This is a genomic window from Pseudomonas sp. URMO17WK12:I12 (assembly GCF_000514395.1).
GTDB classification, from domain to species: domain Bacteria; phylum Pseudomonadota; class Gammaproteobacteria; order Pseudomonadales; family Pseudomonadaceae; genus Aquipseudomonas; species Aquipseudomonas mucoides.
In genome coordinates, this window is record NZ_AZVV01000017.1 from 1 (window position 1) to 21,576 (window position 21,576).

26 protein-coding genes and 3 tRNA genes are annotated in these 21,576 nt (G+C 59.5%); 11 read left to right on the plus strand and 18 right to left on the minus strand.

The features are described 5' to 3' along the window. Positions 1-111 precede the first annotated feature (111 nt). The 3 genes from D882_RS0122815 to D882_RS0122825 form a co-directional block, all read right to left on the minus strand. Positions 112-196: transfer RNA gene (locus tag D882_RS0122815), tRNA-Leu, on the minus strand. Positions 197-253: 57 nt separating this feature from the next. Next, positions 254-329, minus strand: a tRNA-His gene (locus tag D882_RS0122820). A 32-nt stretch (positions 330-361) separates the two neighbouring features. Next, a tRNA-Arg gene (locus D882_RS0122825) sits at positions 362-438 on the minus strand. A 274-nt stretch (positions 439-712) separates the two neighbouring features. Between D882_RS0122825 and folD the strand changes: the two genes are divergently transcribed. Both folD and pbpG read left to right on the plus strand, forming a co-directional pair. Next, positions 713-1,567, plus strand: a complete 855-nt coding sequence (gene folD, locus D882_RS0122830) for a bifunctional methylenetetrahydrofolate dehydrogenase/methenyltetrahydrofolate cyclohydrolase FolD (RefSeq protein WP_027925381.1) — start codon at positions 713-715, stop codon at positions 1,565-1,567. A gap of 225 nt (positions 1,568-1,792) precedes the next feature. Continuing rightward, positions 1,793-2,731, plus strand: coding sequence for a D-alanyl-D-alanine endopeptidase (gene pbpG, locus D882_RS0122835; protein ID WP_027925382.1), 939 nt, complete (start codon positions 1,793-1,795; stop codon positions 2,729-2,731). A gap of 54 nt (positions 2,732-2,785) precedes the next feature. Here the strand turns inward: pbpG and D882_RS0122840 are convergent, their stop codons facing one another. From D882_RS0122840 to D882_RS0122850, 3 genes are all read right to left on the minus strand, one after another. Continuing rightward, complete coding sequence (locus tag D882_RS0122840; protein ID WP_027925383.1) at positions 2,786-3,001, minus strand: hypothetical protein; 216 nt, start codon at positions 2,999-3,001, stop codon at positions 2,786-2,788. 17 nt (positions 3,002-3,018) lie between these two features. Beyond that, complete coding sequence (locus D882_RS0122845; RefSeq protein WP_027925384.1) at positions 3,019-3,225, minus strand: DUF6021 family protein; 207 nt, start codon at positions 3,223-3,225, stop codon at positions 3,019-3,021. A gap of 95 nt (positions 3,226-3,320) precedes the next feature. Then, positions 3,321-3,992: a hypothetical protein gene (locus D882_RS0122850; protein ID WP_027925385.1), complete on the minus strand. Its 672-nt coding sequence runs from the start codon at positions 3,990-3,992 to the stop codon at positions 3,321-3,323. A gap of 222 nt (positions 3,993-4,214) precedes the next feature. Between D882_RS0122850 and D882_RS1000000132915 the strand changes: the two genes are divergently transcribed. Next, a complete protein-coding gene (locus D882_RS1000000132915) occupies positions 4,215-4,385 on the plus strand; it encodes a hypothetical protein (protein WP_172825935.1) in 171 nt (56 codons plus the stop codon). A 75-nt stretch (positions 4,386-4,460) separates the two neighbouring features. Here D882_RS1000000132915 and D882_RS0122860 read toward each other — a convergent pair whose 3' ends face one another. Both D882_RS0122860 and D882_RS0122865 read right to left on the minus strand, forming a co-directional pair. Further along, positions 4,461-5,210, minus strand: coding sequence for a TerC family protein (locus tag D882_RS0122860; protein ID WP_027925386.1), 750 nt, complete (start codon positions 5,208-5,210; stop codon positions 4,461-4,463). Positions 5,211-5,236: 26 nt separating this feature from the next. Beyond that, the gene (locus D882_RS0122865) at positions 5,237-5,479 is read right to left on the minus strand and encodes a hypothetical protein (RefSeq protein WP_027925387.1); all 243 of its coding nucleotides are present in this window, start codon (positions 5,477-5,479) and stop codon (positions 5,237-5,239) included. 135 nt (positions 5,480-5,614) lie between these two features. On the opposite strand from D882_RS0122865, the gene nhaR reads away from it, so the two are divergent. Then, complete coding sequence (gene nhaR, locus D882_RS0122870; protein WP_027925388.1) at positions 5,615-6,514, plus strand: transcriptional activator NhaR; 900 nt, start codon at positions 5,615-5,617, stop codon at positions 6,512-6,514. 4 nt (positions 6,515-6,518) lie between these two features. On the opposite strand, the gene D882_RS0122875 is transcribed toward nhaR, so the two are convergent. Continuing rightward, positions 6,519-7,673, minus strand: a complete 1,155-nt coding sequence (locus D882_RS0122875; protein ID WP_027925389.1) for an MFS transporter — start codon at positions 7,671-7,673, stop codon at positions 6,519-6,521. Between the two features lie 407 nt (positions 7,674-8,080). Between D882_RS0122875 and sstT the strand changes: the two genes are divergently transcribed. Further along, on the plus strand, positions 8,081-9,313 hold the full coding sequence (gene sstT, locus D882_RS0122880; RefSeq protein ID WP_027925390.1) for a serine/threonine transporter SstT: 1,233 nt from the start codon (positions 8,081-8,083) through the stop codon (positions 9,311-9,313). Between the two features lie 132 nt (positions 9,314-9,445). On the opposite strand, the gene D882_RS0122885 is transcribed toward sstT, so the two are convergent. The 4 genes from D882_RS0122885 to D882_RS0122900 all read right to left on the minus strand — a co-directional run bounded on the left by D882_RS0122885 (position 9,446) and on the right by D882_RS0122900 (position 12,477). After that, positions 9,446-9,955, minus strand: coding sequence for a DUF1993 family protein (locus tag D882_RS0122885; RefSeq protein ID WP_027925391.1), 510 nt, complete (start codon positions 9,953-9,955; stop codon positions 9,446-9,448). A gap of 93 nt (positions 9,956-10,048) precedes the next feature. Further along, entirely contained in the window at positions 10,049-11,458 is a 1,410-nt protein-coding gene (locus D882_RS0122890) for a glycosyltransferase family 39 protein (RefSeq protein WP_027925392.1), read from the minus strand. 3 nt (positions 11,459-11,461) lie between these two features. Next, a complete protein-coding gene (locus tag D882_RS0122895; RefSeq protein ID WP_027925393.1) occupies positions 11,462-11,740 on the minus strand; it encodes a lipid-A-disaccharide synthase N-terminal domain-containing protein in 279 nt (92 codons plus the stop codon). Next, positions 11,737-12,477, minus strand: a complete 741-nt coding sequence (locus D882_RS0122900) for a glycosyltransferase family 2 protein (protein ID WP_027925394.1) — start codon at positions 12,475-12,477, stop codon at positions 11,737-11,739. The genes D882_RS0122895 and D882_RS0122900 overlap by 4 nt, the downstream gene beginning before the upstream one ends. 312 nt (positions 12,478-12,789) lie before the next feature. On the opposite strand from D882_RS0122900, the gene D882_RS0122905 reads away from it, so the two are divergent. After that, a complete protein-coding gene (locus D882_RS0122905; protein WP_027925395.1) occupies positions 12,790-13,437 on the plus strand; it encodes a YceH family protein in 648 nt (215 codons plus the stop codon). A gap of 166 nt (positions 13,438-13,603) precedes the next feature. Here D882_RS0122905 and D882_RS0122910 read toward each other — a convergent pair whose 3' ends face one another. Together D882_RS0122910 and D882_RS0122915 are read right to left on the minus strand one after the other, a co-directional pair. Next, the gene (locus D882_RS0122910; protein WP_027925396.1) at positions 13,604-14,122 is read right to left on the minus strand and encodes a cupin domain-containing protein; all 519 of its coding nucleotides are present in this window, start codon (positions 14,120-14,122) and stop codon (positions 13,604-13,606) included. Between the two features lie 24 nt (positions 14,123-14,146). Then, entirely contained in the window at positions 14,147-14,965 is an 819-nt protein-coding gene (locus tag D882_RS0122915; protein WP_027925397.1) for a shikimate 5-dehydrogenase, read from the minus strand. A gap of 245 nt (positions 14,966-15,210) precedes the next feature. Here D882_RS0122915 and D882_RS0122920 point away from each other — a divergent pair, with 245 nt between their 5' ends. From D882_RS0122920 to D882_RS0122930, 3 genes are all read left to right on the plus strand, one after another. Continuing rightward, the gene (locus D882_RS0122920) at positions 15,211-15,582 is read left to right on the plus strand and encodes a hypothetical protein (RefSeq protein ID WP_027925398.1); all 372 of its coding nucleotides are present in this window, start codon (positions 15,211-15,213) and stop codon (positions 15,580-15,582) included. 231 nt (positions 15,583-15,813) lie between these two features. After that, positions 15,814-16,008 carry a hypothetical protein gene (locus D882_RS0122925; protein WP_027925399.1) on the plus strand — a complete coding sequence of 65 codons (195 nt, stop codon included), beginning with the start codon at positions 15,814-15,816 and terminating at the stop codon, positions 16,006-16,008. Between the two features lie 100 nt (positions 16,009-16,108). Next, positions 16,109-16,291: a hypothetical protein gene (locus D882_RS0122930; protein WP_027925400.1), complete on the plus strand. Its 183-nt coding sequence runs from the start codon at positions 16,109-16,111 to the stop codon at positions 16,289-16,291. Here the strand turns inward: D882_RS0122930 and D882_RS0122935 are convergent. Beyond that, positions 16,288-17,349, minus strand: a complete 1,062-nt coding sequence (locus tag D882_RS0122935) for an AI-2E family transporter (RefSeq protein ID WP_027925401.1) — start codon at positions 17,347-17,349, stop codon at positions 16,288-16,290. The genes D882_RS0122930 and D882_RS0122935 overlap by 4 nt on opposite strands. Positions 17,350-17,526: 177 nt before the next feature. Between D882_RS0122935 and yegQ the strand changes: the two genes are divergently transcribed. Then, positions 17,527-18,858, plus strand: a complete 1,332-nt coding sequence (gene yegQ / locus D882_RS0122940) for a tRNA 5-hydroxyuridine modification protein YegQ (protein WP_027925402.1) — start codon at positions 17,527-17,529, stop codon at positions 18,856-18,858. Positions 18,859-18,867: 9 nt separating this feature from the next. Here yegQ and D882_RS0122945 read toward each other — a convergent pair whose 3' ends face one another. Further along, on the minus strand, positions 18,868-19,731 hold the full coding sequence (locus D882_RS0122945; protein WP_027925403.1) for a LysR substrate-binding domain-containing protein: 864 nt from the start codon (positions 19,729-19,731) through the stop codon (positions 18,868-18,870). Between the two features lie 97 nt (positions 19,732-19,828). Here D882_RS0122945 and D882_RS0122950 point away from each other — a divergent pair, with 97 nt between their 5' ends. Next, positions 19,829-20,746 carry a DMT family transporter gene (locus D882_RS0122950; RefSeq protein ID WP_027925404.1) on the plus strand — a complete coding sequence of 306 codons (918 nt, stop codon included), beginning with the start codon at positions 19,829-19,831 and terminating at the stop codon, positions 20,744-20,746. Positions 20,747-20,759: 13 nt separating this feature from the next. On the opposite strand, the gene D882_RS0122955 is transcribed toward D882_RS0122950, so the two are convergent. After that, a complete protein-coding gene (locus D882_RS0122955) occupies positions 20,760-21,476 on the minus strand; it encodes a FadR/GntR family transcriptional regulator (RefSeq protein WP_027925405.1) in 717 nt (238 codons plus the stop codon). Positions 21,477-21,576: the final 100 nt, after the last annotated feature.

Here is a 21,576-nt window from a genome sequence, read left to right on the forward strand (position 1 = left end):
CAATCCCGTGCTCTACCAACTGAGCTACGCCCACCATATTGCGTGACAAAGAAGTAAAACAACTTCCCTGCTGACCCCAACCAAGCCAATCGGCATGAATGAAGCTTTATTTGGTGCGGATGAAGAGACTCGAACTCTTACGCCTCGCGGCGCTGGAACCTAAATCCAGTGTGTCTACCAATTCCACCACATCCGCGGGTTGAAGCTGTTAAAGCAAAGGCGCCAGACTGTTAATCTGGCGCCTTTCGAAATATGGGGTGGACGAAGGGGATCGAACCCTCGACAACGGGAGTCACAATCCCGTGCTCTACCAACTGAGCTACGCCCACCATATTGCGCTACTTGTGCCAAAGCTGCCTAATGGCGCACCCGGCAGGACTCGAACCTGCGACCATCCGCTTAGAAGGCGGATGCTCTATCCAGCTGAGCTACGGGCGCCTTGTAATTTGTACTCTTGGAGGACTACAAACTAAGTGCTTTCCAGCCTTGCGAAACCGCAGTCCCGCTTGACCTTCTTAACCAGTGCTAGGCTGTGCCCGACAAGTGCGACGAATAGTATAGAGCCCCCTGAGGGTCGTCAAATCCTTTTTAAAAAAAATTCATTTAATTAAAGGAGTTAGAGGAATTTGCAGACCAAGCGCCTTTGCCCTCACCTCATGACATGCGAGAATGCGTTCTCTTTTTTTCCCCTCTCGATGGTTAATCACGCGCAATGACTGCACAACTAATCGACGGCAAATCGATCGCCGCCAGCCTGCGCCAGCAGATCGCCAAACGAGTTGCCGAGCGTCGCGAGCAAGGCTTGCGTACACCTGGCCTCGCGGTGATCCTGGTCGGCAGCGATCCCGCCTCTCAGGTTTATGTCTCGCACAAGCGTAAAGACTGTGAAGAGGTCGGCTTTATATCCCAAGCCTATGACCTGCCTTCCGAAACCACTCAAGAAGCGCTGACCGATCTGATCGATCGTTTGAACGACGACCCGGCAATCGACGGCGTTCTGCTTCAGCTTCCTCTGCCTGAACACCTGGACGCCTCCAAATTGCTGGAGCGCATTCGCCCGGACAAAGACGTCGACGGTTTCCACCCTTATAACGTCGGTCGCCTGGCGCAGCGTATTCCGCTGCTGCGCCCCTGCACCCCTAAAGGCATCATGACCCTGCTGGAAAGCACCGGTGCCGATCTTTACGGGATGGATGCAGTGATTGTCGGGGCATCCAACATTGTCGGTCGCCCGATGGCGATGGAATTGTTGCTGGCCGGTTGCACCGTGACCGTCACCCACCGCTTTACAAAGGATCTGGCGGGCCACGTGGGCCGTGCCGATCTGGTGGTGGTGGCCGCGGGCAAACCGGGCCTGGTCAAGGGTGAGTGGATCAAGGAAGGCGCGATCGTGATCGACGTCGGGATCAACCGCCAGGAAGACGGCAAACTGGTCGGCGACGTGATCTACGAAACCGCCCTGCCCCGCGCCGGCTGGATCACTCCGGTACCGGGCGGCGTTGGCCCGATGACCCGTGCCTGCCTGCTGGAAAACACACTGTACGCGGCAGAAACCCTGCACAGCTGAGTTCCAAAGCAGATATAAAACGACCCCGCCCATGGCGGGGTTCTTTTTGCCCGAAGAAAAAGCCCTACCACCCGCCTGAAAATGACATTTTTTTCATGTTTCACAGGACTTTCACCTGTTACTTGAACAACCATCGACAGTTATTCAGCCATACTCCAGAATGTCGCGCTTTTACGAAATAGCCCGTTACAAAACGGCTTATCAACACATAATGAGTCTGCCAGCGTGAAAATCCGTCTTTCCATCCTGAGCCTATTTTTTGCAGTTACAGGGACTTTCATCACGCCAATCGCCAACGCTGGCGATACCACCGCTGCGCCGCGAGATGCACAACATCTCAAACTTGCTTCGGGCAGCTCATTAGTCATGGATATGCAGACGAACAAAATCATCTACGCCAGCAACCCTGACGTGGTGGTGCCGATTGCATCTGTCAGCAAACTGATGACCGGCCTGGTCATCGTTGAAGCCCGACAGAACATGGACGAGTACATCAACATCAACATCAGCGACACCCCGGAAATGAAGGGTGTGTTTTCCCGGGTCAAACTCAACAGCGAAATGCCCCGCAAGGAAATGCTGCTGATTGCCCTGATGTCTTCTGAAAACCGCGCCGCAGCGAGCCTGGCCCACCACTATCCGGGCGGCTATGCAGCCTTCATCGCCGCGATGAACGCCAAGGCCAAGGCGCTGGGCATGGTCAACACTCACTTCGTCGAACCGACCGGCCTGTCCCCGCGTAACGTGTCCACTGCCCGTGACCTGAGCAAACTGCTGGTGGCTGCGCACAAGTACCCGCTGTTGACCGAACTGAGTACCACCAAGGAAAAAACCGTGTCGTTCCGTAAACCCAACTACAGCCTGGGTTTCCGCAATACTGACCATTTGGTACGCAAACCGGACTGGGACATCCAGTTGACGAAAACCGGCTTCACCAACGAAGCGGGCCACTGCCTGGTGCTGGTGACCAGCATGGGTAATCGCCAGGTTGCGCTGGTCATCCTTGACGCTTATGGCAAGTACACCCACTTTGCCGACGCCACCCGTATCCGCAACTGGGTCGAGACCGGCAAGGGCGCAGACGTGCCATCCGTTGCCTTGCAATACAAATCCGACAAAAACCTCAAGCACCGCCAGAGCGGCGTGGTTGAAGCCTCGAAATAAAAGCACTTACAAAAGAGCCCCGGACCGTCGGGGCTTTTTTTCGTCTGGCATTCGTCAGTCGTTGGGCAACGGCATCTGATCGTCATCCGGAATGCCGTCCCCTTTGCTCGGATCTCTCCAACCATGTGGATGCTCCGTCGGCACCACCACCGGTCTGGCCAGAGGATCGCGCAACGGGCTGTCCGGATCCATCACCGGGTCGATGTCTTCTTGGGGGGTTGTGGGAACGCTGTCAGGACGTTTGTCGTCGAAACTCGAATCGGTAGACATAAACACCTCATCAGGGCTTAGGGTTTCAGGTCAGCGAGGGGATCGTAGGGCTTCGCGGGTGCCTTGGGGTTGTCGCCCGGCTTCACGTCCCTGGGCGCCTTGGCGGGACCGATGGGGTCGACCTGGGGGTCGGCAAGGTCCGGCGAATCGGGATCGAAACCCAACTCATCGCCCGAAGAGTGCTCAGATGAATGCGGGCCGACAGGGGTTGTGGAATGTGCCATGGGCGCCTCCTTGAATGTGGCCCGGAAAAAATCCGGGCACTGTCCATTAGAGAGCCGCCGCAGGCAGCAGTGCCTGCAGAATGACGAACGGACGCTTACTGCGTGCTCAGTGCCTTCTTGGCCCGCGCCGCCGCTTGCTCCTGGCCGGCCTGACCCAGATCATTCGCGGCCTTGAGCCAACGCTGCTGATCGACGTTGGCCGGAATCTGGTTCGGCTTCTGGATCAGCACGGCCCAGCCGCCCGCGTCCTTGAACGACGATTCAAACGAACTGAAGCTCATCATGTTCCGGTGATTCATGCCTGCGCGCAGCAGCACGGTCTGCTTCTTGCGGTTGTACCCGGCGAGAATGGCGTAGCGCGGCTCAGCCCAGAGCGCGGTGCCTTCGGTGAAGCGCACCATCACCGGATAGCCGGCAGCGACCTGAGTCAACAATGCGGGCAACGTGCTGTCAAGTGGATAAACCACCATCCCGTATTCGCGGGCCAGGTTCTGCATATTCTGCTGTAGCTGGTCCTCGGCGCCCGGCACATGCAGGGGTTTTTCCAGCAAGCCTGGAGTAATCACGATGCCCTGCTGTGCCAACAGGCTGGCCAGCACTTGCGGTCCGCTTTGAAAGGCTTGCCCGCGATAGAACGTACCGCTGAGTTCCACCCGCTCCGGCAGACGCTTGATCTCAGGCGCAACGCTCCCGGCGCACCCCGCCAACCCGGCCACACAGCCCACAATCAGCGCCGCCATGCGAATTCGAGAAAATACCCGCTCCATCTTCACTCTCTTGTTCAGACGCCGGGCAACAGGCTCCCGGCTAGGCTGTCGATCATAGGATGCCCCGTGACGGCGGTATAGCCTTAACCGGCAGTTGCATGCATTCGATAGAGCGAACTGGTTAGTGACAGGCGACCTTTGGTCAATTGTCTGACACACAGCACCGACTAGACTGTCAGTTGCATAGCGTGTGTGCCCGATGCAGGGCAAAGAGGAGGCACGATGAGCCTGACAATGACGATCGTGATGTTGATTTCCGGCTGGCTGGCCGTTGCCGCCGCCATGTTGTGGGGAGTCCTGCGCATTACCCGGCGGCACCATCACCACCCGATTCAATCAACGCCTGAGGAAACCAGCGAAAAGTCCGCTGCCCGTCACGCCACCGTGCACTGAGTGGCATTTTCCGTCTTCAAAAAAGAGGCCGCCTGAACACTTTCGTAGTCAGGCGGCCTTTTCATTTACAGCCGATCAAGCATCAGCAGTGATGCGCTTCTGTTTGGCTCGACGCGACATCATGTTCAAGCACTCGATCGTTGCCGAGAACGCCATGGCCGCGTAGACGTAGCCTTTCGGTACGTGGGCGCCGAAGCCTTCGGCGATCAGCGTCATGCCGATCATGATCAGGAAGCCCAGCGCCAGCATCACCACCGTCGGGTTGTTGTTGATGAACCTGGCCAACGGATCAGCCGCCAGCAACATCACCAGTACCGACACCACCACCGCGATGATCATGATCGGCAAATGCTCGGTCATGCCGACCGCAGTGATAATACTGTCGATGGAAAACACCATATCCAGCATCAGGATCTGACCGATTGCAGCGGCAAAGCCCAAGGTCACGGTCGACGTCGCCGACTTCGGATCTTCCGGCGCCGGGTCCATGCTGTGATGGATCTCGGTGGTGGCTTTCCACAACAGGAACAGGCCGCCGGCAATCAGGATCATGTCCTTCCAGGAGAACGCGTGGCCGAGGATGTCGATCACAGGCGCCGTCAACTGGACGATAAACGCAATGGTGCTCAACAGACCCAAGCGCAGGATCAGCGCCATGCCGATACCGATGCGGCGGGCTTTCTGCCGATGCTGCTCGGGCAGCTTATTGGTCAGGATCGAGATGAAGATCAGGTTATCGATGCCAAGCACGATCTCCATGACAATCAACGTGGCCAGGGCGACCCAGGCGGTAGGGCTTGCAGCAAGTTCTAAAAGGTATTCCATGGGTCAGTCCTGACTCGTATTAGACGTTAGATTTCCTGGGACGAAGCTTCGGTTTTTTCTTTGTCTTCGCCCGCTGATTCTTTCTTGCTGATCAGGCCGCCGGTGGCGTCGCTGAGCGCTTGTTCGGCGGCTTTGTGCGTATCGTCGATGGCCTGTTTGGCGCTTTCAGCAGCCTTGCCCATCAGTTGCTGAGCGCTTTTTTCGGCCTGGTCGCAACCGGCCAGTACCAGTAAAGACGCGAACAGCACAGCCGCAGTGGTGATCTTCATGATGCTTCCCTCGTTAGAACAAACGGCACCGAGTTGATGGCCCGTTGATAGCGATGCATTCTAGGGAGGCAAACACTTCAGGAAAATTCGTATTTTTAGCGGTTATACTTCGGTTTTTACGAACTGTAGACTGTCATGCTCAACTATCGGCAATTGCATTACTTCTGGGTGGTGGCCAAGACCGGCAGCATCGTGCGCGCCTGCGAGCAGCTGAACCTGACACCCCAAACCATCAGCGGGCAGATTTCCCTGCTCGAGCAAACCTACGGCATCGAGTTATTTCGACGGGTGGGCCGGCAACTTGAACTCACCGAGGCGGGTCGTCAGGCCCTGCCCTACGCCGAGCAGATGTTTCAGCTAGGCGGAGAACTCGAATTGATGTTGCGAGCGCAACCCAACGAGCAGCAGATTCAGTTTCGGGTCGGTGTCGCCGACGTTGTGCCCAAGTCCATCGTTTATCGACTGATCGCGCCGACCATGGAATTGAGCGAGCCGCTGCGCATCACCTGTCGCGAAGACAAACTCGAACGGTTGCTCGCCGACCTGGCGATCCAGCGCCTGGACATGGTGATTTCCGACAGCCCGATGCCTTCGCACCTGGACATCAAGGGCTACAGCCAGAAACTCGGGGAATGCGGGATCAGCTTCTTCGCCACCGCGGAACTGGCTGCGCAGTACGGCCAGGATTTCCCGCGCAGCCTGCACGGCGCACCGCTGTTGATTCCGGGGCCGGAAACCGTGGTGCGCAACCGCTTGCAGCGCTGGTTCGCCGAGCAGCAGATCCAGCCGCGCATTGTCGGCGAGTTCGACGACAGCGCGTTGATGCAGGCGTTTGGTCAGTCCGGGAGCGGGATCTTCATCGGCCCAAGCGTGATCGCCGATGAAGTGAAACGCCAGTATGGCGTGGAGGTGATTGGCCAGACCGACGCCGTGACCGAGTCGTTCTACGCCATTTCAGTGGAACGCAAGGTCAAGCACCCCGGCATTGTCGCCATTACCGAAGGTGCCCGACGCGAGCTGTTCACCGAACTGTAGAACCTCAGGCGCAGATTTCACGTGGTTTGAAGGTCATCAGCGCAATCGCCAGCAGGATCGAGGCGAGAATAAAAGCGGCGGCCGCGAACCCAAGGCCTTGCAGACCGAAGTTGTCGATCACCCGGCCGCCGACCATCGCGCCTAGGCCGATGCCGAGGTTGGCCCCGGCAATGTTCAGCGAGGCGGCGAACGCTGGCGCTTCGGGCGCCGCTTTCATCAGGCGCACATGGCTGACCAGGAACAGCGCCGCCTGCGTCACGCCCCAGATGCCCATCGCCGCCGCCAGACCGAGGGGCGAATGAATGTTCGGCACCAGCGCCACCAGGCCGGCAATCATGAACGCGCAAAACATCACCGAAGCAATCAGCGGATGACGGTCCACCGCGCGACCGCCCAGCGAGTTACCGATCAACCCGACCGCGCCGAAGCCCATCAGGCACCAACCGACTACCGTGCCGTTGAAACCGGCGAGGCGCTCAAGGATGTCCGCCAGGTAGGTGTACGCGGTAAACATGCCGCTGAAGACCACAATCGACAGCAGCACATGGCCGATCATCAGTGGGCTGCGCAGGATCTTGAATTGCGAACGGAAACTCACCTGATGCTGGTGCAGGTTGGTTTTCGGCAGGTAGATAAACAGCAGCAAGGCCTTGGCAAAGGCGATGACCGCCAGAATGCCAAACGCACTGCGCCAGCCGAACGCATCGGAAATCAGCGTTCCCACCGGAATGCCGAACACCGTGGCGCAGACAATGCCGAAACCAATCTTGGCAATGGCCCGCCCGGCGTAGTCCGGCCCGACAATGTCCACCGCCGTCTCGCTGGCCAAGGCCCAGAACACCGGCAAGCCGAGTGCGGGAATCAACCGGGCGAAGGCCATCACCCAGATATTCGGCGCAAACGCCGCGAGGGTGTTGGCCAGACCGAACATGATCAGCACCGAGATGAACAGCTTGCGGCGTTCAAAGCGGGCGAAGTACGCGGTCAGGAACGGCCCGAAAGCGGCGACGGTGAAGGCGAACAACGTCACCAGCAAACCCGCTTGCGGGATGCTGACTTCAAGGTCGCGGGCGATGGCCGGCAACAGGCCGACGATGACGAATTCCGTGGTCAGCACCGTAAAACCGGCGGCGGACAACAGAAGAATGGGCAACAGCATGCACAACTCCAGAAAACGACGACACCAGCGAATAGCCCGAAGGCCCACTGGCAGACTTGAAAATGAGGATGGCGAATCTTAACAGAGTGTGTCCAAAGCAGGTTGCACGAACCTGCTTATCTGGTGGATTGCGCGGGTGGCAGATCGTCACAGATCTGAAGGATCCATCCTGCGCTGTGATAAAGTCCGCGCCCTGAAAAACGTACACCCTGTGGCTGACGCCGCTCAGTCAAGCCATCACGCAACTTTTGTAGCAGCTGGCAAAGCCTGCGTCCGGCTGCTACAGATCGTCTGATGGTTTAACTGATCGGCATTACACCCCTTTCCGGTTTCCCGCCTGCGGCCTGCCCTGTTTGTTGCTGCATACCTGCGAAACCCTGCTCCTATAAAAATCAGAGATGCTGTTTATGACTGCTTCATCCCCTTCTCTATTGCAACGCCTTAAACGCACCACCCTGGTCACGCAAATCATCATCGGCCTGATCGCCGGCATTGCCCTGGCCCTGTTTGCGCCTGAAGTGGCGAAGTCCACTGCGTTTATCGGCAAGGTGTTCGTCTCGGCGCTGAAAGCCGTCGCACCGATTCTGGTGTTCGTGCTGGTCATGGCGTCGATCGCCAACCATAAGCACGGCCAGGAAACCCATATCCGGCCGATTCTGTTTTTGTATTTGCTTGGCACGTTCGCGGCGGCGGTGGTCGCCGTGGTGGCCAGCATGATGTTCCCGTCGAATCTGGTGTTGTCCACGCAAGACGTCGCGGTCACGGCACCGGGCGGTATCGGCGAAGTGTTGCAAAGCCTGCTGCTGAGCGTGGTCGATAACCCAGTGAGTGCGCTGATGAACGCCAACTTCATCGGCATCCTCGCCTGGGCTATCGGCATGGGCATCGCCATTCGCCATGCCGGTGACACCACCCGGGAAGTGCTGGGCGACTTGTCCAACGGCGTGACCGTGATCGTGCGCCTTGTGATCCGTTTTGCCCCGCTGGGGATTTTTGGCCTGGTGGCCTCGACCCTCGCCACCTCCGGTTTCGGTGCCTTGATCGGCTACGCGCATCTGCTGGCTGTGCTGCTTGGTTGCATGCTGTTCGTGGCGCTGGTGATGAACCCGATCATCGTGTTCTGGAAATTGCGCCGTAACCCGTATCCGCTGGTGCTGATGTGCCTGCGAGAGAGCGGCATCACCGCATTTTTCACCCGCAGTTCGGCGGCGAACATTCCGGTCAATCTGGAATTGAGCAAGCGCCTGGGCCTGCATGAAGACACCTACTCGGTGTCGATCCCGCTCGGCGCGACCATCAACATGGCCGGCGCGGCAATCACCATCACCGTGCTGAGCCTGGCGGCGGTGCATACCTTGGGCATCGCCGTGGACATTCCGACCGCGATCCTGCTGAGCGTCGTCGCAGCGATTTGCGCCTGTGGCGCTTCGGGTGTGGCGGGTGGGTCGCTGTTACTGATTCCACTGGCGTGCAGCCTGTTCGGCATCCCGAGTGAAATCGCCATGCAGGTGGTGGCGGTCGGTTTCATCATCGGCGTGTTGCAGGACTCGGCGGAGACGGCGTTGAACTCGTCCACGGATGTGCTGTTCACGGCGGCGGCTTGCCAAGGTGAAGAGCGCAAAGCCGAACGCCTGGCCTGACCAACACCGCCGCCCCCTGTAGGAGCGAGCAGGCTCACTCCTACAGGGGGCGGAGGTGTTGTTGAGGAATGCGTACTTATGAAAAAGCCCCCGCAACCAACGGCTGCGGGGGCTTTTTTGTACCCGGGCGGTTTAGAACGCGCCCATGTAATCGCGCTTGCCCACTTCCACACCGTTATGACGCAGCAACGCGTAAGCAGTGGTGACGTGGAAGAAGAACTGCGGCAAACCGTAGCTCAGCAGGTAAGCCTGGCCACTGAAGCGCTTCTCTTTAGGGGTGCCCGGACGGGTCACGATCTCGATGCCTTCCTTGCCGTTGATCTGCTCCGGCTTGATCTCGGCGATGTAGGCCAGAACCTTGGTCAGCAGCGCTTGCAGCTCGGCGAAGGTGGTTTCGGTGTCTTCGTACTTCGGCACTTCAACTTCGGCCAGACGCGAAGAAACGCCTTTGGCGAAATCAACGGCGATTTGCACCTGACGCACCAGCGGGAACATGTCCGGGAACAGACGGGCTTGCAGGAATGCGTTCGGGTCGATGTTCTTGGCGGTCGCGTGGGCTTCGGCCTTGTTCAGCACATCGCTGAGAGCGGTGAGCATTTGCTTGAAAACAGGGACGGAGGCGTCGTACAGGGAAATGGTCATGGCAGTCTCGTGTGGTAACAGGAGGGGAAACGTCGGCCGATTATAGCCATGCCCGCCCCTCCTGCCATGGGTCTTTTTCAGCTGCCGCAGACCTTAATGGCACTCCCCCCCCATGCGCACCAGCAGCGCGGCGCGGTGTGGTTTCAGATAGGGTTCGACTTCGCCGACTTTGCACGACGCCAGGTTCTGCAATTGCGGGTCGAGGGGTTCTTGCACAAACAGCAGTCCCGTCGGGCGCTCATCCCCTTGCAACTGCGCAAGGGTCAGCGGCGCCACCGGCCGGCCCATGTAATAGACCAGACGGATATCCGGTTCACCGACGCTGTAGGCCTTCTGGCCCGGTTGCCCGGCAGCCAGCGTGGCGACCTGTTCCAGACCTCCAACGCGATGGGACAGCACCCGCGCTTCGACGAACACATAAAACACCACAAACCCGGCCAGCATCACGTAGGGAACCGTGGCCAGGCAAGTGCGCCAGCGTCCTTGCATACCTTCGAGCACGGCGGCCCAGTGCATGGCCAGCAGCAAGGCCATGGACGGGTAAACCGGCAACAGGTACTTGCCGTGCTTTTCGGTGAACAGGGAAAAAATCAGCAGCGGCAGCAGCGTGCAACACAGCAGCATGGCCGCTTCGCGGCGCGAGCGGATCATTGCCCAAAACTTGCGTGGCTGCACAAACACAATCAGCCAGAACGGAAAGAAGTCACCGGCCAGGTACAACAAGTACGCGTACCAGGATTCGGCGCCCTGGCCGTCGATCTTGTTCATGATGTCTTCGCTGATGATCGACGACCAGATGCCCCAGCCCTGACTCAACGACACCGCCACGTACCACGAACTGCCCAGCACCACGGCAATCAGCCAGCCCCAGCCGTCACACAGGTAGGCTTTGGCCCGCGCATCGCGGTAGATCAAGGCGTACGTCAGGATCGGCGCCGTCACCCACAACAGGCAAACCGGCCCTTTGGTCAGCAGCGCGCAACCTAACAGCAGGTAGCTGAGCCGGCTCCACAGCACCCGGCCCTGCTGGAAGATGAACTGCCACGCCGCCAGCAATGCGCCGAAGCACAGCAGGGTCAACAGCATCTCGATTTCCGAGCGGCGGGCGAACAGGCTGAACGCGCCGTTCGCCGCCAGGAATACCACCGCGAACAAACCGACCTGGCGCCCGGCCTGCCGAACGCCGTACCAGTACGTGCCGATGCAGCACAAGGTCGCCGCCAGTGCCGAAGGCAACCGCACGCTCCACTCGGACACACTGCCCAGCAAGGCCGTCGACACCAGGCCGGCCCAATAGAAAAACGGCGGCTTGGACAGGTACAAATCGCCGTTCATGTAGGGCAGCAGCCAGCTCCCGGCTTCGTGCATTTCCCGTACGGTGACGGCGCGGCGCGCCTCGTTGACGCTGAGAAACGGCACACTGCCCAATCCCCAGAAAAACAGCAGCGCCATGGCGACCGCCGCGAGCAACGTAATATTTCGGGTCGATAACGATCCGCGCATGACCTACTCCTTCAGGTTTTTGCTTTTGGCGATCAACTGTAAATTGCGGAAATAAACGAGGGTGCCAAAGGCCTGGCCGGCAATGAACACCGGGTCTTCCCGGTAAATGGCGTACGCGAGCAGGAGCGTGCTGCCGACGATGCTCAAGTACCAGAAGCTCGTCGGGATCACGCTGCGTTTTTTGTATTCGCTGTACAGCCACTGCAGGATAAAGCGCCCGGTAAAAGCGATCTGGCCGACAAAACCGACCACCAGCCACAGGGCTTCGCGGGACATGTTCATCCTTCAATCTCCTGCGCCTGGGTGTTCAGGCGTGTGCGCTTGATCAGCCACCAGACCCCGACCAGGTCGAGGATGCCCACCAAGGCGCGGTCGAGGTTGCCGTACTTGGACACCCCGGCGGTGCGCGGGCGGTGGTTGACCGGGTGGACGATCATTCGGCCGTTGTGCCGCTGGATCAGTGCCGGAATAAAACGGTGCATGTGGTCGAAGTACGGCAGGCGCAAAAACGCCGTGCGTTCGATCAGCTTCAACCCACAGCCAGTGTCCGGCGTAGCGTCCTTGAGCAAGCGGCTGCGCAGACCGTTGGCGAAACGCGAAGCCCAGCGTTTGCTCGCAGTATCGCGGCGGTTGACCCGATGCCCGGCGACCAATTGCACATCCCCCGAGCCTGACTCGCCGCGCACCAGCGCCAGCATGCCGGGAATGTCCGCCGGGTCGTTTTGCCCATCGCCATCGAGGGTGGCCAGCCATTGTCCGCGCGCCTCGAACGCGGCGTGGTAAAGCGACGTGCTCTGCCCCAGCGAACGCTCATGGTGCAGGATGCGCAAGGTGCTCAGGCCGTTGTGCCGGATCTGCCGCAGTTCGTGCAGGGTGGCATCGGTGCTGCCATCGTCGACAACGATGATTTCGTAGGCCTCGTCGGCCAGGGCCAAGCGGATTTCCTCAAGCAACGGCTTGAGGTTGTTGGCTTCGTTTTTGGCGGGAATCAGTACGGATACAAAAATGTCTTGGCTCATGGAGTCTCTCTCGCCCTTTTTGTTTTTCAGTTATCAGGGGCGAATAAAGGTGGCGCACACCGATTGACTCGATGCATGGATCAGTGGTTCGGAACGCTGCAGCCCGCGGCTACAGCGCCTTTCAGGGCTCGCACACAGGGTCGCGCGAGCACGCATACGGTGCCCGCCAGATTGTAAAAATGTCGTTAATATTTCATCTATGTTTCGTCATCACAGCCTAGCAGCTACGACGAATTCAGTTGCCATTGGCGCTTGCCAATCTAAAGTGCATCCACGCACGTGAAAAACATGAATCGGGTAAGGATGCAGACCATGAGCATTGAGCAAGAAACGACCTTCGACGAGCCACGGCTTAACAGCACGGAAATCCGCATTCTGGGCTCGTTGATCGAAAAACAGGCCACCAGCCCGGAAACCTATCCGCTGACCCTCAATGCCCTGGTCATCGCGTGTAACCAGAAAACCAGCCGCGAACCGGTGATGAACCTGACCCAGGGCCAGGTCGGCCAGAGCCTTCGGGCGCTGGAAGGACGCGGTTTCGCCAAACTGGTGATGGGCAGCCGCGCGGATCGCTGGGAGCACAAGGTCGACAAGGCGCTGGAACTGGTGCCGGCCCAGGTGATTCTGACGGGGTTGTTGTTCCTGCGCGGTCCGCAGACGGTCAATGAATTGCTGACCCGCAGCGGGCGCATGCATGAATTTGAAGACACCGAACAGGTGGTGCATCAGCTGGAGCGTTTGATTGCGCGAGGGTTGGCGTTGTTGATCCCGAAGCAGGCCGGGCAGCGGGAAGACCGGTACATGCATGCGCTGGGTGACCCGGCGGATATCGAGGTTATCCTGGCGGCGCGGCAGAATCCGGTGGAACGTGGGGCTTCTGGTGGAGTATCGGTAGAAAGGATCGAAGAGCTCGAAGCGCGCATTGCCGCACTCGAAGAACGTCTGGCCCGCCTCGAATAACCCTCCCGCTCCCTGTAGCAGCTGACGAGCAACGCGAGGCTGCGTCCGCGGTTTGCCTGATAAAACCCGATGCCGGGTTTGCGACGGCTTCATCCGAACGCAGCCCGCACCGAACGCAGCCTCGCGCTGCTCGTCAGCTGCTACAGGATGCTTGTTAGCCTGAGTGTTACTCGCCGTCCCAGTAATCCACACCGTCGCCCGGTCGGGCGATGGCGACGAAGCCTGAGGCATTGCCCTCGGCATCTACGTGAAAGTCGTCCATCACCGCGTATTTGCCGGAATCGGGATATTCGCAAATCTCCGGCGATTGCTGGGTGCTGACCGCCAGATAGCGCAGTTCCCCGCGGCTGGTGTTGATAATCTGGTGCGCCGCCTCCGGACCTCCCGGCGGGCAGGCAATCACGTCGCCCGCGCGGATCGGGAAACGTTCGGCGCCGAGGCGTACCTCCCCTTCCCCGGCCACGACGTAAAACATCTCCTCATTGACCCGATGGCTGTGAAACGGACTGCCGCGCATGCCCGGTTCCAGCACGTACAGCCGATACCCCAGCTTCTGCGCGCCCAAATGCTGACCGACACGGGCCATTCGCTGCTGGTAACGGCCCGCCGTATCGCCGGTGGGCGCCATGGCTTCGGGCAACGGTTCAAGGTCGACCTGGCTCAGATTGAGAATGCGCGGATGCATGGGGATTCCTCCTGGCTGCGGGTCCTAGCTGCGGGCAAATTCCACGGCTTTGTGAAATTGCTCATCGGTCGGCCGGATGCCGGTGTACAGCACAAATTGCTCCAGTGCCTGGATGGCGACCACTTCCAGCCCGGTAATCACCCGTTTGCCTTCAGCACGACCGCGCACGATCAGCGGTGTTTCCGAGGGAATGGCTACCACATCGAAGACAGTCTCGGCAGCGGCAATGGTTTCAGCATCAAACGCCAGTTGATCGGCCTCCGGGCCACCCGTCATGCCAATTGGCGTGACGTTGATCAGCATTTGCGGACGCTGAGCCCCCAATTGCGCTTGCCACTGATAACCCAGCGACTCCGCCAGGGCACGGCCGGCGCGCTCATTGCGGGCGACGATCAAGCCGTTTTGGTACCCGCCGTCGCGCAATGCGCTGGCCACGGCCTTGGCCATGCCGCCGCTGCCGCGCAGGGCGAAGGTCGAATCCTTGGGCACTTCGTGGGTCTTGAGCAGTTGCTCGATGGCAATGTAATCGGTGTTGTAGGCCTTTAAGTGGCCGTCAGTGTTGACGATGGTATTGATCGACTGAATGGCCGCCGCCGAGGCATCCAACTCATCCACCAGCGCAATGCACGCTTCCTTGAATGGCATCGACACGCCGCAACCACGAATGCCCAAAGCGCGAATACCGCCCACGGCGCCGGGCAGATCCTGGCTGCTGAAGGCCTTGTAGTAGAAATTCAGGCCTAATTGTTCGTACAGATGATTGTGAAAGCGCAGGCCGAAGTTGCCTGGGCGCCCGGACAGCGACATGCACAGTTGGGTGTCTCGGTTGGGGTTCATCTGCATGAAACTTTCTCCTTCTAAAGCACTTTCAGATGGACGGGATTAGCCATTCCATCGGGTCTGTTCGATCATAACGGCATGGCGGTGGGCACGGGTGCGAACCGTCAGGAAACCGGTACAGACCTTACACAAAATTTACCTATTTGCTGTGCTGATTTTGGAAAAAATGCTGTCTTAGAAGTATCCCCGCGACAACGCTTGGGTCTATTGCAGACGCAAGCGCCGGGTCGAAGAACCGAGGAATTATCATGATCCGTAAAATCCCCACAGTTGCCTTGCTGATCGGCGCACTCGCTGTCGCAGGGCAGGCACAAGCCCATGGCGGTGGTTGTGGTAATTGCTGGCAAGGACCAGCGGTCTTTGGCGCGCTGGTGGGTACGGCCATCGTCGGTTCGGCCCTGATTAATGCCAATCGGCCGGTCTATGTACAACCTCAACCGGTTTACCAGCCAGCGCCGGTTTATGTACAACAACCACCACCGGTTTATTACCAGCCGGCACCGGTCTACGTGCAACAGCCGGTCTATTACGGGCCACCACCGGTTTACTATGGCCCGCCACGTGGTTACTACGCGCCGCGCGGTTACTACGGCCCTCCCCGCGGTTATGGCCACTGGTAACACCCTCACCAGGCCCTGCCTCAACAGCGGGGCTTTTTTGTGACCGTTCGTCGGCGAACGTCTGGATAAATCGCGTCAAGGTCGCTGTGGAGACAGCGTCGGCGGCGCAAGTTGGCAAGATTGACTCGACCCGCCCTCGCCTTGCGCCAAACGGTCATATTTATGTCATGTCAGGTCCGCAAGCTTGGACCTGTCCGCAAATAACAGGTTGATAACAACAAGGACGACCTTATGCCCACGCAAAACCCGCACCGCAATGTCGGTTTGTGCACTTCCAGCAAGGTGTATGACGCCTTGACCGAACTCAAGCACCTGGAAGGCCATCGCAGCGCCAAGTTCCTTTCGCTGCTGGCCGAAAACCTGGTGCGCAAAGGCCTGCTCAACGAGCAGGAAGTGATTCACATGCTGGATCTGGTGGTCGAGTGAGGCCGATACTCATCGGCATCAATGACGACTATCGAAAGCGTTGATTGTCCGTTTCAGCGCTGGGTCCGTAAGGTAACTCCATCGATTGATGGAGGTACTTATGTCCCAGGTTCAGATCATGTCCGTTGTTGGCAGCGCCGTTCCCGCACCGCTCAGAGAGCTGGGATTGCTCGCCTGTTGGTACCTGATGCAGGACGGTGAAGCGATCAGCGGCCCACTCACTTCGCTGCCCGCCGCCCAGGCCTTGTCGCACCGTATCGGCCAAGGCCGACTCAGCGCCTAAGGCAACTGCACTTTCGGTTTGGTTTCAATGAAGATGGCCCAGCTCGACATGAACAGGGCCGCGATCAGCGGCCCGATGACGAAGCCGTTGAGGCCAAAGATCGCGAGACCGCCGAGGGTCGAGATAAGGATCAGGTAATCCGGCATCTTGGTGTCCTTGCCCACCAGGATCGGTCGCAGCACGTTATCCACCAGGCCGATCACAAAAACCCCGTACAAGCCCAGCACCACGCCCTGCCACATCGCCCCGCTGAGCAGGAAAAACGCCGCTACCGGCGCCCAGATGATTCCCGCCCCCACCGCTGGCAACAGCGACAGAAACGCCATCAGCACCGCCCAGAGCAATGCGCTCGGGATGTCCAGAAACCAGAAAATCAAACCACCCAAGGCGCCCTGGGTGATCGCCACCAGCAGGTTGCCCTTCACCGTCGCCCGCACCACGCGATTGAACTTGAGTTGCAACCGACGCTTCTGGTGCTCCTCCAACGGCACGGCCGCGCGAACTTTGCGTGCCAGCTCGGCGCCGTCACGCAGAAAGAAATACAGCAGGTAGAGCATGATGAAAAAACTCACCACAAAATCAAACGTGCCCTGGCCGAAACTGAACACCTGAGTGGCGAAATACTCATTACCCGTCACCGCGCTCTTGATGATTTTCTCGCGCACCCCGTCCAGCTCTCCTATGCCGAACCGGTCAAGCAGGTGCTGGAAGTACGGCGGCAAGCTGTGCTTGAAGTGCGACACGTACCCCGCAATGTCCAATTCTCCGCTTTCGATGTTTTTGTACAGCATCGCGCCTTCCTGAACGAGGAAGAAACTGAGGACGATCACCGGCAGGATCGCAATCAGCAGGCTGATACTCAGCGTCAGCAGCGACGTCAGGTTGCGCTCCCAGCCCAGCTTCAATTGCAGTCGACGTTGCATCGGCGCAAAGAGGATGCCGAGGATCACCGCCCAGAACACCGCGCCGTAGAACGGCAACAAAATCCAGATAAACGCGGCAGTCACCAGCCCCAGCAAGATCACCAGTGATTTGTTTTTTACGGTTTCTTCGTTCATGTCCGATCCGTGTCAGTGCGCAGGGACTCAGACTCCTGAAATGAAGAGCCGTCCTTATTGCTTAGTCCGCCACGGTTCGCGCGAGTGCCATCCGTTTGTTCATCAAGCATAGATCCAGATCAATGAACGCCGCCGGCAACGCGCTTACCCTCCACGGTTTTTGCGACTGCCCCCGCCATGACTCTTCTTGCCCCCGAATTGCTCGCCCCCGCTGGCACCCTGAAAAACATGCGTTATGCCTTCGCTTACGGCGCCGATGCGGTGTACGCCGGCCAACCGCGCTACAGCTTGCGGGTGCGCAATAACGAATTCGATCACGCCAACCTCGCCCTCGGCATCCAGGAAGCCCAGGCCCAGGGCAAGCGTTTTTACGTGGTGGTGAACATTGCGCCGCACAACGCCAAGCTCAAGACCTTCCTCAAGGACCTGGCGCCGGTGATCGCCATGGCGCCGGACGCGCTGATCATGTCCGATCCGGGCTTGATCATGCTGGTGCGCCGGCACTTCCCGCAGATGCCGATTCATCTCTCGGTGCAGGCCAACACAGTGAACTGGGCGAGTGTCGAGTTCTGGCAGCAACAGGGCTTGAGCCGGATCATCCTGTCGCGGGAACTGTCCCTGGAAGAAATCGGCGAAATCCGCCAGCAAGTGCCGGCGATGGAACTGGAGGTGTTTGTCCACGGCGCGTTGTGCATGGCGTATTCCGGGCGCTGCCTGCTGTCGGGCTACATGAACAAACGCGATGCCAATCAAGGCAGTTGCACCAATGCCTGCCGCTGGAAATATTCAGCGCAGGAGGCCACGGAAAACCAGCTGGGCGAGATCGTCCAACAGTATCAGCCCGAACCGACCCTGGGCATCGGCGCGCCCACCGACCAGGTGTTCCTGTTGCAGGAGGCCAATCGGCCGGATGAGTTGATGCCCGCCTTCGAGGACGAGCACGGCACTTACATCATGAATGCCAAGGACCTGCGCGCCGTGCAGCATGTCGAGCGTCTGACGCACATGGGCGTGCATTCGCTGAAGATCGAGGGCCGGACCAAATCCCACTTCTATTGCGCACGCACCACGCAGGTGTATCGGCAGGCCATCGACGATGCCGTCGCCGGGCGTGAGTTCGACCGCAGCCTGATGACCGATCTGGAGTCATTGGCACAGCGTGGCTACACCGAAGGCTTTTTGCGTCGGCATGTGCATGACGAATACCAGAATTATCAGCACGGCAGTTCGGTGTCCGAGCGACAGCAGTTTGTCGGGGAGTTGACCGGTGAGCGGCGTGACCGGATGGCGGAGATCAAGGTGAAGAACCGGTTTGCGCTGGGGGATCATCTGGAACTGATGACGCCCAAGGGCAACTTTCATTTCGATTTGCATCAACTGCACAACGTCAGAGGTGAATCCATTGAAGTGGCACCGGGGGATGGGCATACGGTGTATGTGCCGATTCCGGATGCGGTGGATCTGAGGTTCGGGTTGTTGATGCGGGATGTCTGCGCAATCACCGCGTAACCCTGTGGATCACGCGAACTCCTCGCGCAACATCGCCACAAACGCCTCCCGCGCCGGGTGAACCCCGGCGTTTTCATGCCAGTAAAACAGGTTGTCGACGGCCGTCAGCTCCGGAAACTCAAACCCAGCACACCCTGCCCCTTTGGCGTACTGATCAAACACCCCTTTAGGCACCAACGCGACGCCGGCTCCCGCGCTGACGCACCCGACAATCGCGCCATAACTGGCCAGGCTGACAATCGGCAGCGCCTGCCCCTGACGCAGCAACCAATGTTCCAGCGCCGCCCGGTACGGACAGCCCTGGGGCCACATGAATACGGTCTTGTCCTGCAAATCCGCGATGCCACGCACCGGCCCCAACGATGTCGAGGCAATCAGCAACAGCTCTTCGCGGTACATCGGCGTGCGCTTGAGTTGGGAGCGTTCGACATCCACCGCGACAATCGCACCGTCGAGCCGATGGTTAAGTGTGTCATCCAGCAGTTGGCCCCAGGTGCCGGTGGTCAGTTCCAGCGCAACCGCGGGATAGCGCTTGTGGAATTTCGCCAGCAGGCGCGGTAGCCGGCCGGTGGCCGAGGACTCGATGGCGCCGATGCGCAGCGGCCCGGAAGGGTCAGCGGACGGGTCCAGTGCGCGTTTGGCTTCAACGGTCAGCGCGAGGATTTTCGAGGCGTAAGACAAAAATGTCTGCCCCGCCGGGCTGATGCGCAGCCCCCGGCCCTCACGCAGAAACAGCGCCACGCCCAACTCCGTCTCCAGCGCCTTGATCCGCGCCGTGATATTGGACGGCACGCAATGCAGCAACTCGGCGGCCCGAGCGATGCTGCCGACGTCGGCCACAGTCTTGAACATGCGAATCTGCGCCAGCTCCATAATCATCACCAAAAGTGAACAGTCGACGCAGTATACGTCAGTTGTGGTGAGCTGTTCGGCTTCAGATACTCGGCACATACACCCAAGGTGCCCCACCATGAAGCCACTCACCCGCCCCGCCCACTCGCCACTCAAAATCATCCTGGCGATGGCCTTTGTCATCGCCTGCTGGGGTTATTCGCCAACGGGCATTCATATCGGCTTGCAGGCCTACGACCCCGGCCATCTGGCCCTGCTGAGGTTTCTGATTGCCTCGGCGTTCATGGCGGTCATTGCCGCGTTCAAAGGCATCAGTCTGCCCAGGCTTCGCGACCTGCCGCTGCTGATGGTGCTCGGTTTTTTCGCGGTGAGCCTGCATCACGTCGTGCTCAACATCGGGCAACAGCATGTCAGCGCTGGCGCCTCCAGCGTGCTGGCGCAATCGACGCCGTTGTTCAGCACGTTACTGGCGCGCTTTGTGTTCAAGGACCGGGTCAGCTGCTGGCGCTGGGGTTGCATCGTGGCGGGACTGGTCGGCGTGGTGATTGTGGTGGCCGGTGATCGCGGACTGGGCAGCGTCGACGCTCACGGATGGCTGATCCTGCTGGCAGCGGTGTCGTGGAGTTTTTACTTCGCCTTGCAGAAGCATCAAACCGGGCGCTACGACGGTCTGACGCTGGTGTGTTACACGGTGTGGTCGGGCACGGCGCTGCTCCTGATCTACCTGCCGGGACTGGCCAGCGAGGTCGTCGGCGCACCGGCGCATGTGCAGTGGGCGGTGATGGCGTTGGGCGTGTTTCCCAGTGCGCTGGCTTATCTGGCCTGGGCGTTTGTGCTGGCGCACGTGGACTTGAGCCGCGCCAGCATGACGCTGTACCTGATCCCGCCGACGGCGATGGCCATGGCGGCCTATGCCTTGGGCGAACAGCCAACGCTGACGGTCGGCGTCGGTGCCCTCGTGGTGTTGATCAGTGTGCTGGCGCTGAATCTGGAGCGCCGGCCTACGGGAATCGCGGCGAGTCCCGCCCGGTCATGACCCAAGCGGCGACTCAGGCGCCGCCTGCGGAAAAGCGGTCGCGGCTGTTGGTCAGGTGCAACCACATCGCCGCCCGCGCCGCGTCCGGATCCTGACGCTTGATGGCGTTGAGAATCGCCTCGTGTTCGAGGTTGGCGAGTTGCCCCAGCTTGCTCAGATCCGCCGCTCCGCGCTCGGCGGCATTGACGCGGGTGCGCGGGATCATCGCACTGCCCAAGTGCTGCATGATGTCGGTGAAACACACATTGCCGGTGGCTTCGGCGATCAACAGGTGGAAGCGCTTGTCGGCCTCGACGCAACTGTCGTTGTTGGCCAGCAAGCTCTGATAATCGTCCAGCGCTTCACGCATTTGCGCCAATTGCAGCTCCGTGCGACGCGTCGCCGCCAGCGCCGCGGCCTGGGTTTCCAGGCCCATGCGCAACTCCAGAATGCTGCGCACTCCCAGCGCGGTATCGACATTCAGCCGCAAGCCTTGCTCCGGCGCGCGTTCGATGACAAACGTGCCGATGCCGTGACGGGTTTCCACCAGCCCCGACGCCTGCAATTTCGAGATCGCCTCACGCACCACGGTGCGACTGACGCCGTGTGCCTGAACGATCGAGTTTTCTGACGGCAGCTTGTCCCCCGGCAACATCTGGCCCAGCAAGATGCTCTGGGTCAGCTTGGCGACCAGGTCGTGAGCGAGGTTGTGGCTGCGCCTTGGGGCTGGCGTATCGAGGTCAGGTTGCATGGCGATGATCCGGAAACGGGGCTAACGGAATCGTAGCACCGCGCGGGATTGGGATCTTCAGAAAACAGCACCCAACTTGTATGACAACACTCAACAATCG

What these genes read in the sequence shown, in the direction of transcription:
- D882_RS0122930 (WP_027925400.1), top strand. Translation starts at nt 16,109, where the DNA reads ATGTCCCAGGTTCAGATCATGTCCGTTGTTGGCAGCGCCGTTCCCGCA.
- D882_RS0122875 (WP_027925389.1), bottom strand. Translation starts at nt 7,673, where the DNA reads ATGCTGTTGCCCATTCTTCTGTTGTCCGCCGCCGGTTTTACGGTGCTG.
- D882_RS0122845 (WP_027925384.1), bottom strand. Translation starts at nt 3,225, where the DNA reads ATGGCACATTCCACAACCCCTGTCGGCCCGCATTCATCTGAGCACTCT.
- nhaR (WP_027925388.1), top strand. Translation starts at nt 5,615, where the DNA reads ATGCTCAACTATCGGCAATTGCATTACTTCTGGGTGGTGGCCAAGACC.
- D882_RS0122910 (WP_027925396.1), bottom strand. Translation starts at nt 14,122, where the DNA reads ATGCATCCGCGCATTCTCAATCTGAGCCAGGTCGACCTTGAACCGTTG.
- D882_RS0122885 (WP_027925391.1), bottom strand. Translation starts at nt 9,955, where the DNA reads ATGACCATTTCCCTGTACGACGCCTCCGTCCCTGTTTTCAAGCAAATG.
- D882_RS0122900 (WP_027925394.1), bottom strand. Translation starts at nt 12,477, where the DNA reads ATGAGCCAAGACATTTTTGTATCCGTACTGATTCCCGCCAAAAACGAA.
- folD (WP_027925381.1), top strand. Translation starts at nt 713, where the DNA reads ATGACTGCACAACTAATCGACGGCAAATCGATCGCCGCCAGCCTGCGC.
- D882_RS0122915 (WP_027925397.1), bottom strand. Translation starts at nt 14,965, where the DNA reads ATGCAGATGAACCCCAACCGAGACACCCAACTGTGCATGTCGCTGTCC.
- D882_RS0122890 (WP_027925392.1), bottom strand. Translation starts at nt 11,458, where the DNA reads ATGCGCGGATCGTTATCGACCCGAAATATTACGTTGCTCGCGGCGGTC.
- D882_RS0122935 (WP_027925401.1), bottom strand. Translation starts at nt 17,349, where the DNA reads ATGAACGAAGAAACCGTAAAAAACAAATCACTGGTGATCTTGCTGGGG.
- D882_RS0122925 (WP_027925399.1), top strand. Translation starts at nt 15,814, where the DNA reads ATGCCCACGCAAAACCCGCACCGCAATGTCGGTTTGTGCACTTCCAGC.
- D882_RS0122895 (WP_027925393.1), bottom strand. Translation starts at nt 11,740, where the DNA reads ATGAACATGTCCCGCGAAGCCCTGTGGCTGGTGGTCGGTTTTGTCGGC.
- D882_RS0122950 (WP_027925404.1), top strand. Translation starts at nt 19,829, where the DNA reads ATGAAGCCACTCACCCGCCCCGCCCACTCGCCACTCAAAATCATCCTG.
- D882_RS0122945 (WP_027925403.1), bottom strand. Translation starts at nt 19,731, where the DNA reads ATGGAGCTGGCGCAGATTCGCATGTTCAAGACTGTGGCCGACGTCGGC.
- D882_RS1000000132915 (WP_172825935.1), top strand. Translation starts at nt 4,215, where the DNA reads ATGAGCCTGACAATGACGATCGTGATGTTGATTTCCGGCTGGCTGGCC.
- D882_RS0122850 (WP_027925385.1), bottom strand. Translation starts at nt 3,992, where the DNA reads ATGGAGCGGGTATTTTCTCGAATTCGCATGGCGGCGCTGATTGTGGGC.
- D882_RS0122840 (WP_027925383.1), bottom strand. Translation starts at nt 3,001, where the DNA reads ATGTCTACCGATTCGAGTTTCGACGACAAACGTCCTGACAGCGTTCCC.
- D882_RS0122920 (WP_027925398.1), top strand. Translation starts at nt 15,211, where the DNA reads ATGATCCGTAAAATCCCCACAGTTGCCTTGCTGATCGGCGCACTCGCT.
- sstT (WP_027925390.1), top strand. Translation starts at nt 8,081, where the DNA reads ATGACTGCTTCATCCCCTTCTCTATTGCAACGCCTTAAACGCACCACC.
- D882_RS0122955 (WP_027925405.1), bottom strand. Translation starts at nt 21,476, where the DNA reads ATGCAACCTGACCTCGATACGCCAGCCCCAAGGCGCAGCCACAACCTC.
- D882_RS0122905 (WP_027925395.1), top strand. Translation starts at nt 12,790, where the DNA reads ATGAGCATTGAGCAAGAAACGACCTTCGACGAGCCACGGCTTAACAGC.
- D882_RS0122860 (WP_027925386.1), bottom strand. Translation starts at nt 5,210, where the DNA reads ATGGAATACCTTTTAGAACTTGCTGCAAGCCCTACCGCCTGGGTCGCC.
- yegQ (WP_027925402.1), top strand. Translation starts at nt 17,527, where the DNA reads ATGACTCTTCTTGCCCCCGAATTGCTCGCCCCCGCTGGCACCCTGAAA.
- D882_RS0122865 (WP_027925387.1), bottom strand. Translation starts at nt 5,479, where the DNA reads ATGAAGATCACCACTGCGGCTGTGCTGTTCGCGTCTTTACTGGTACTG.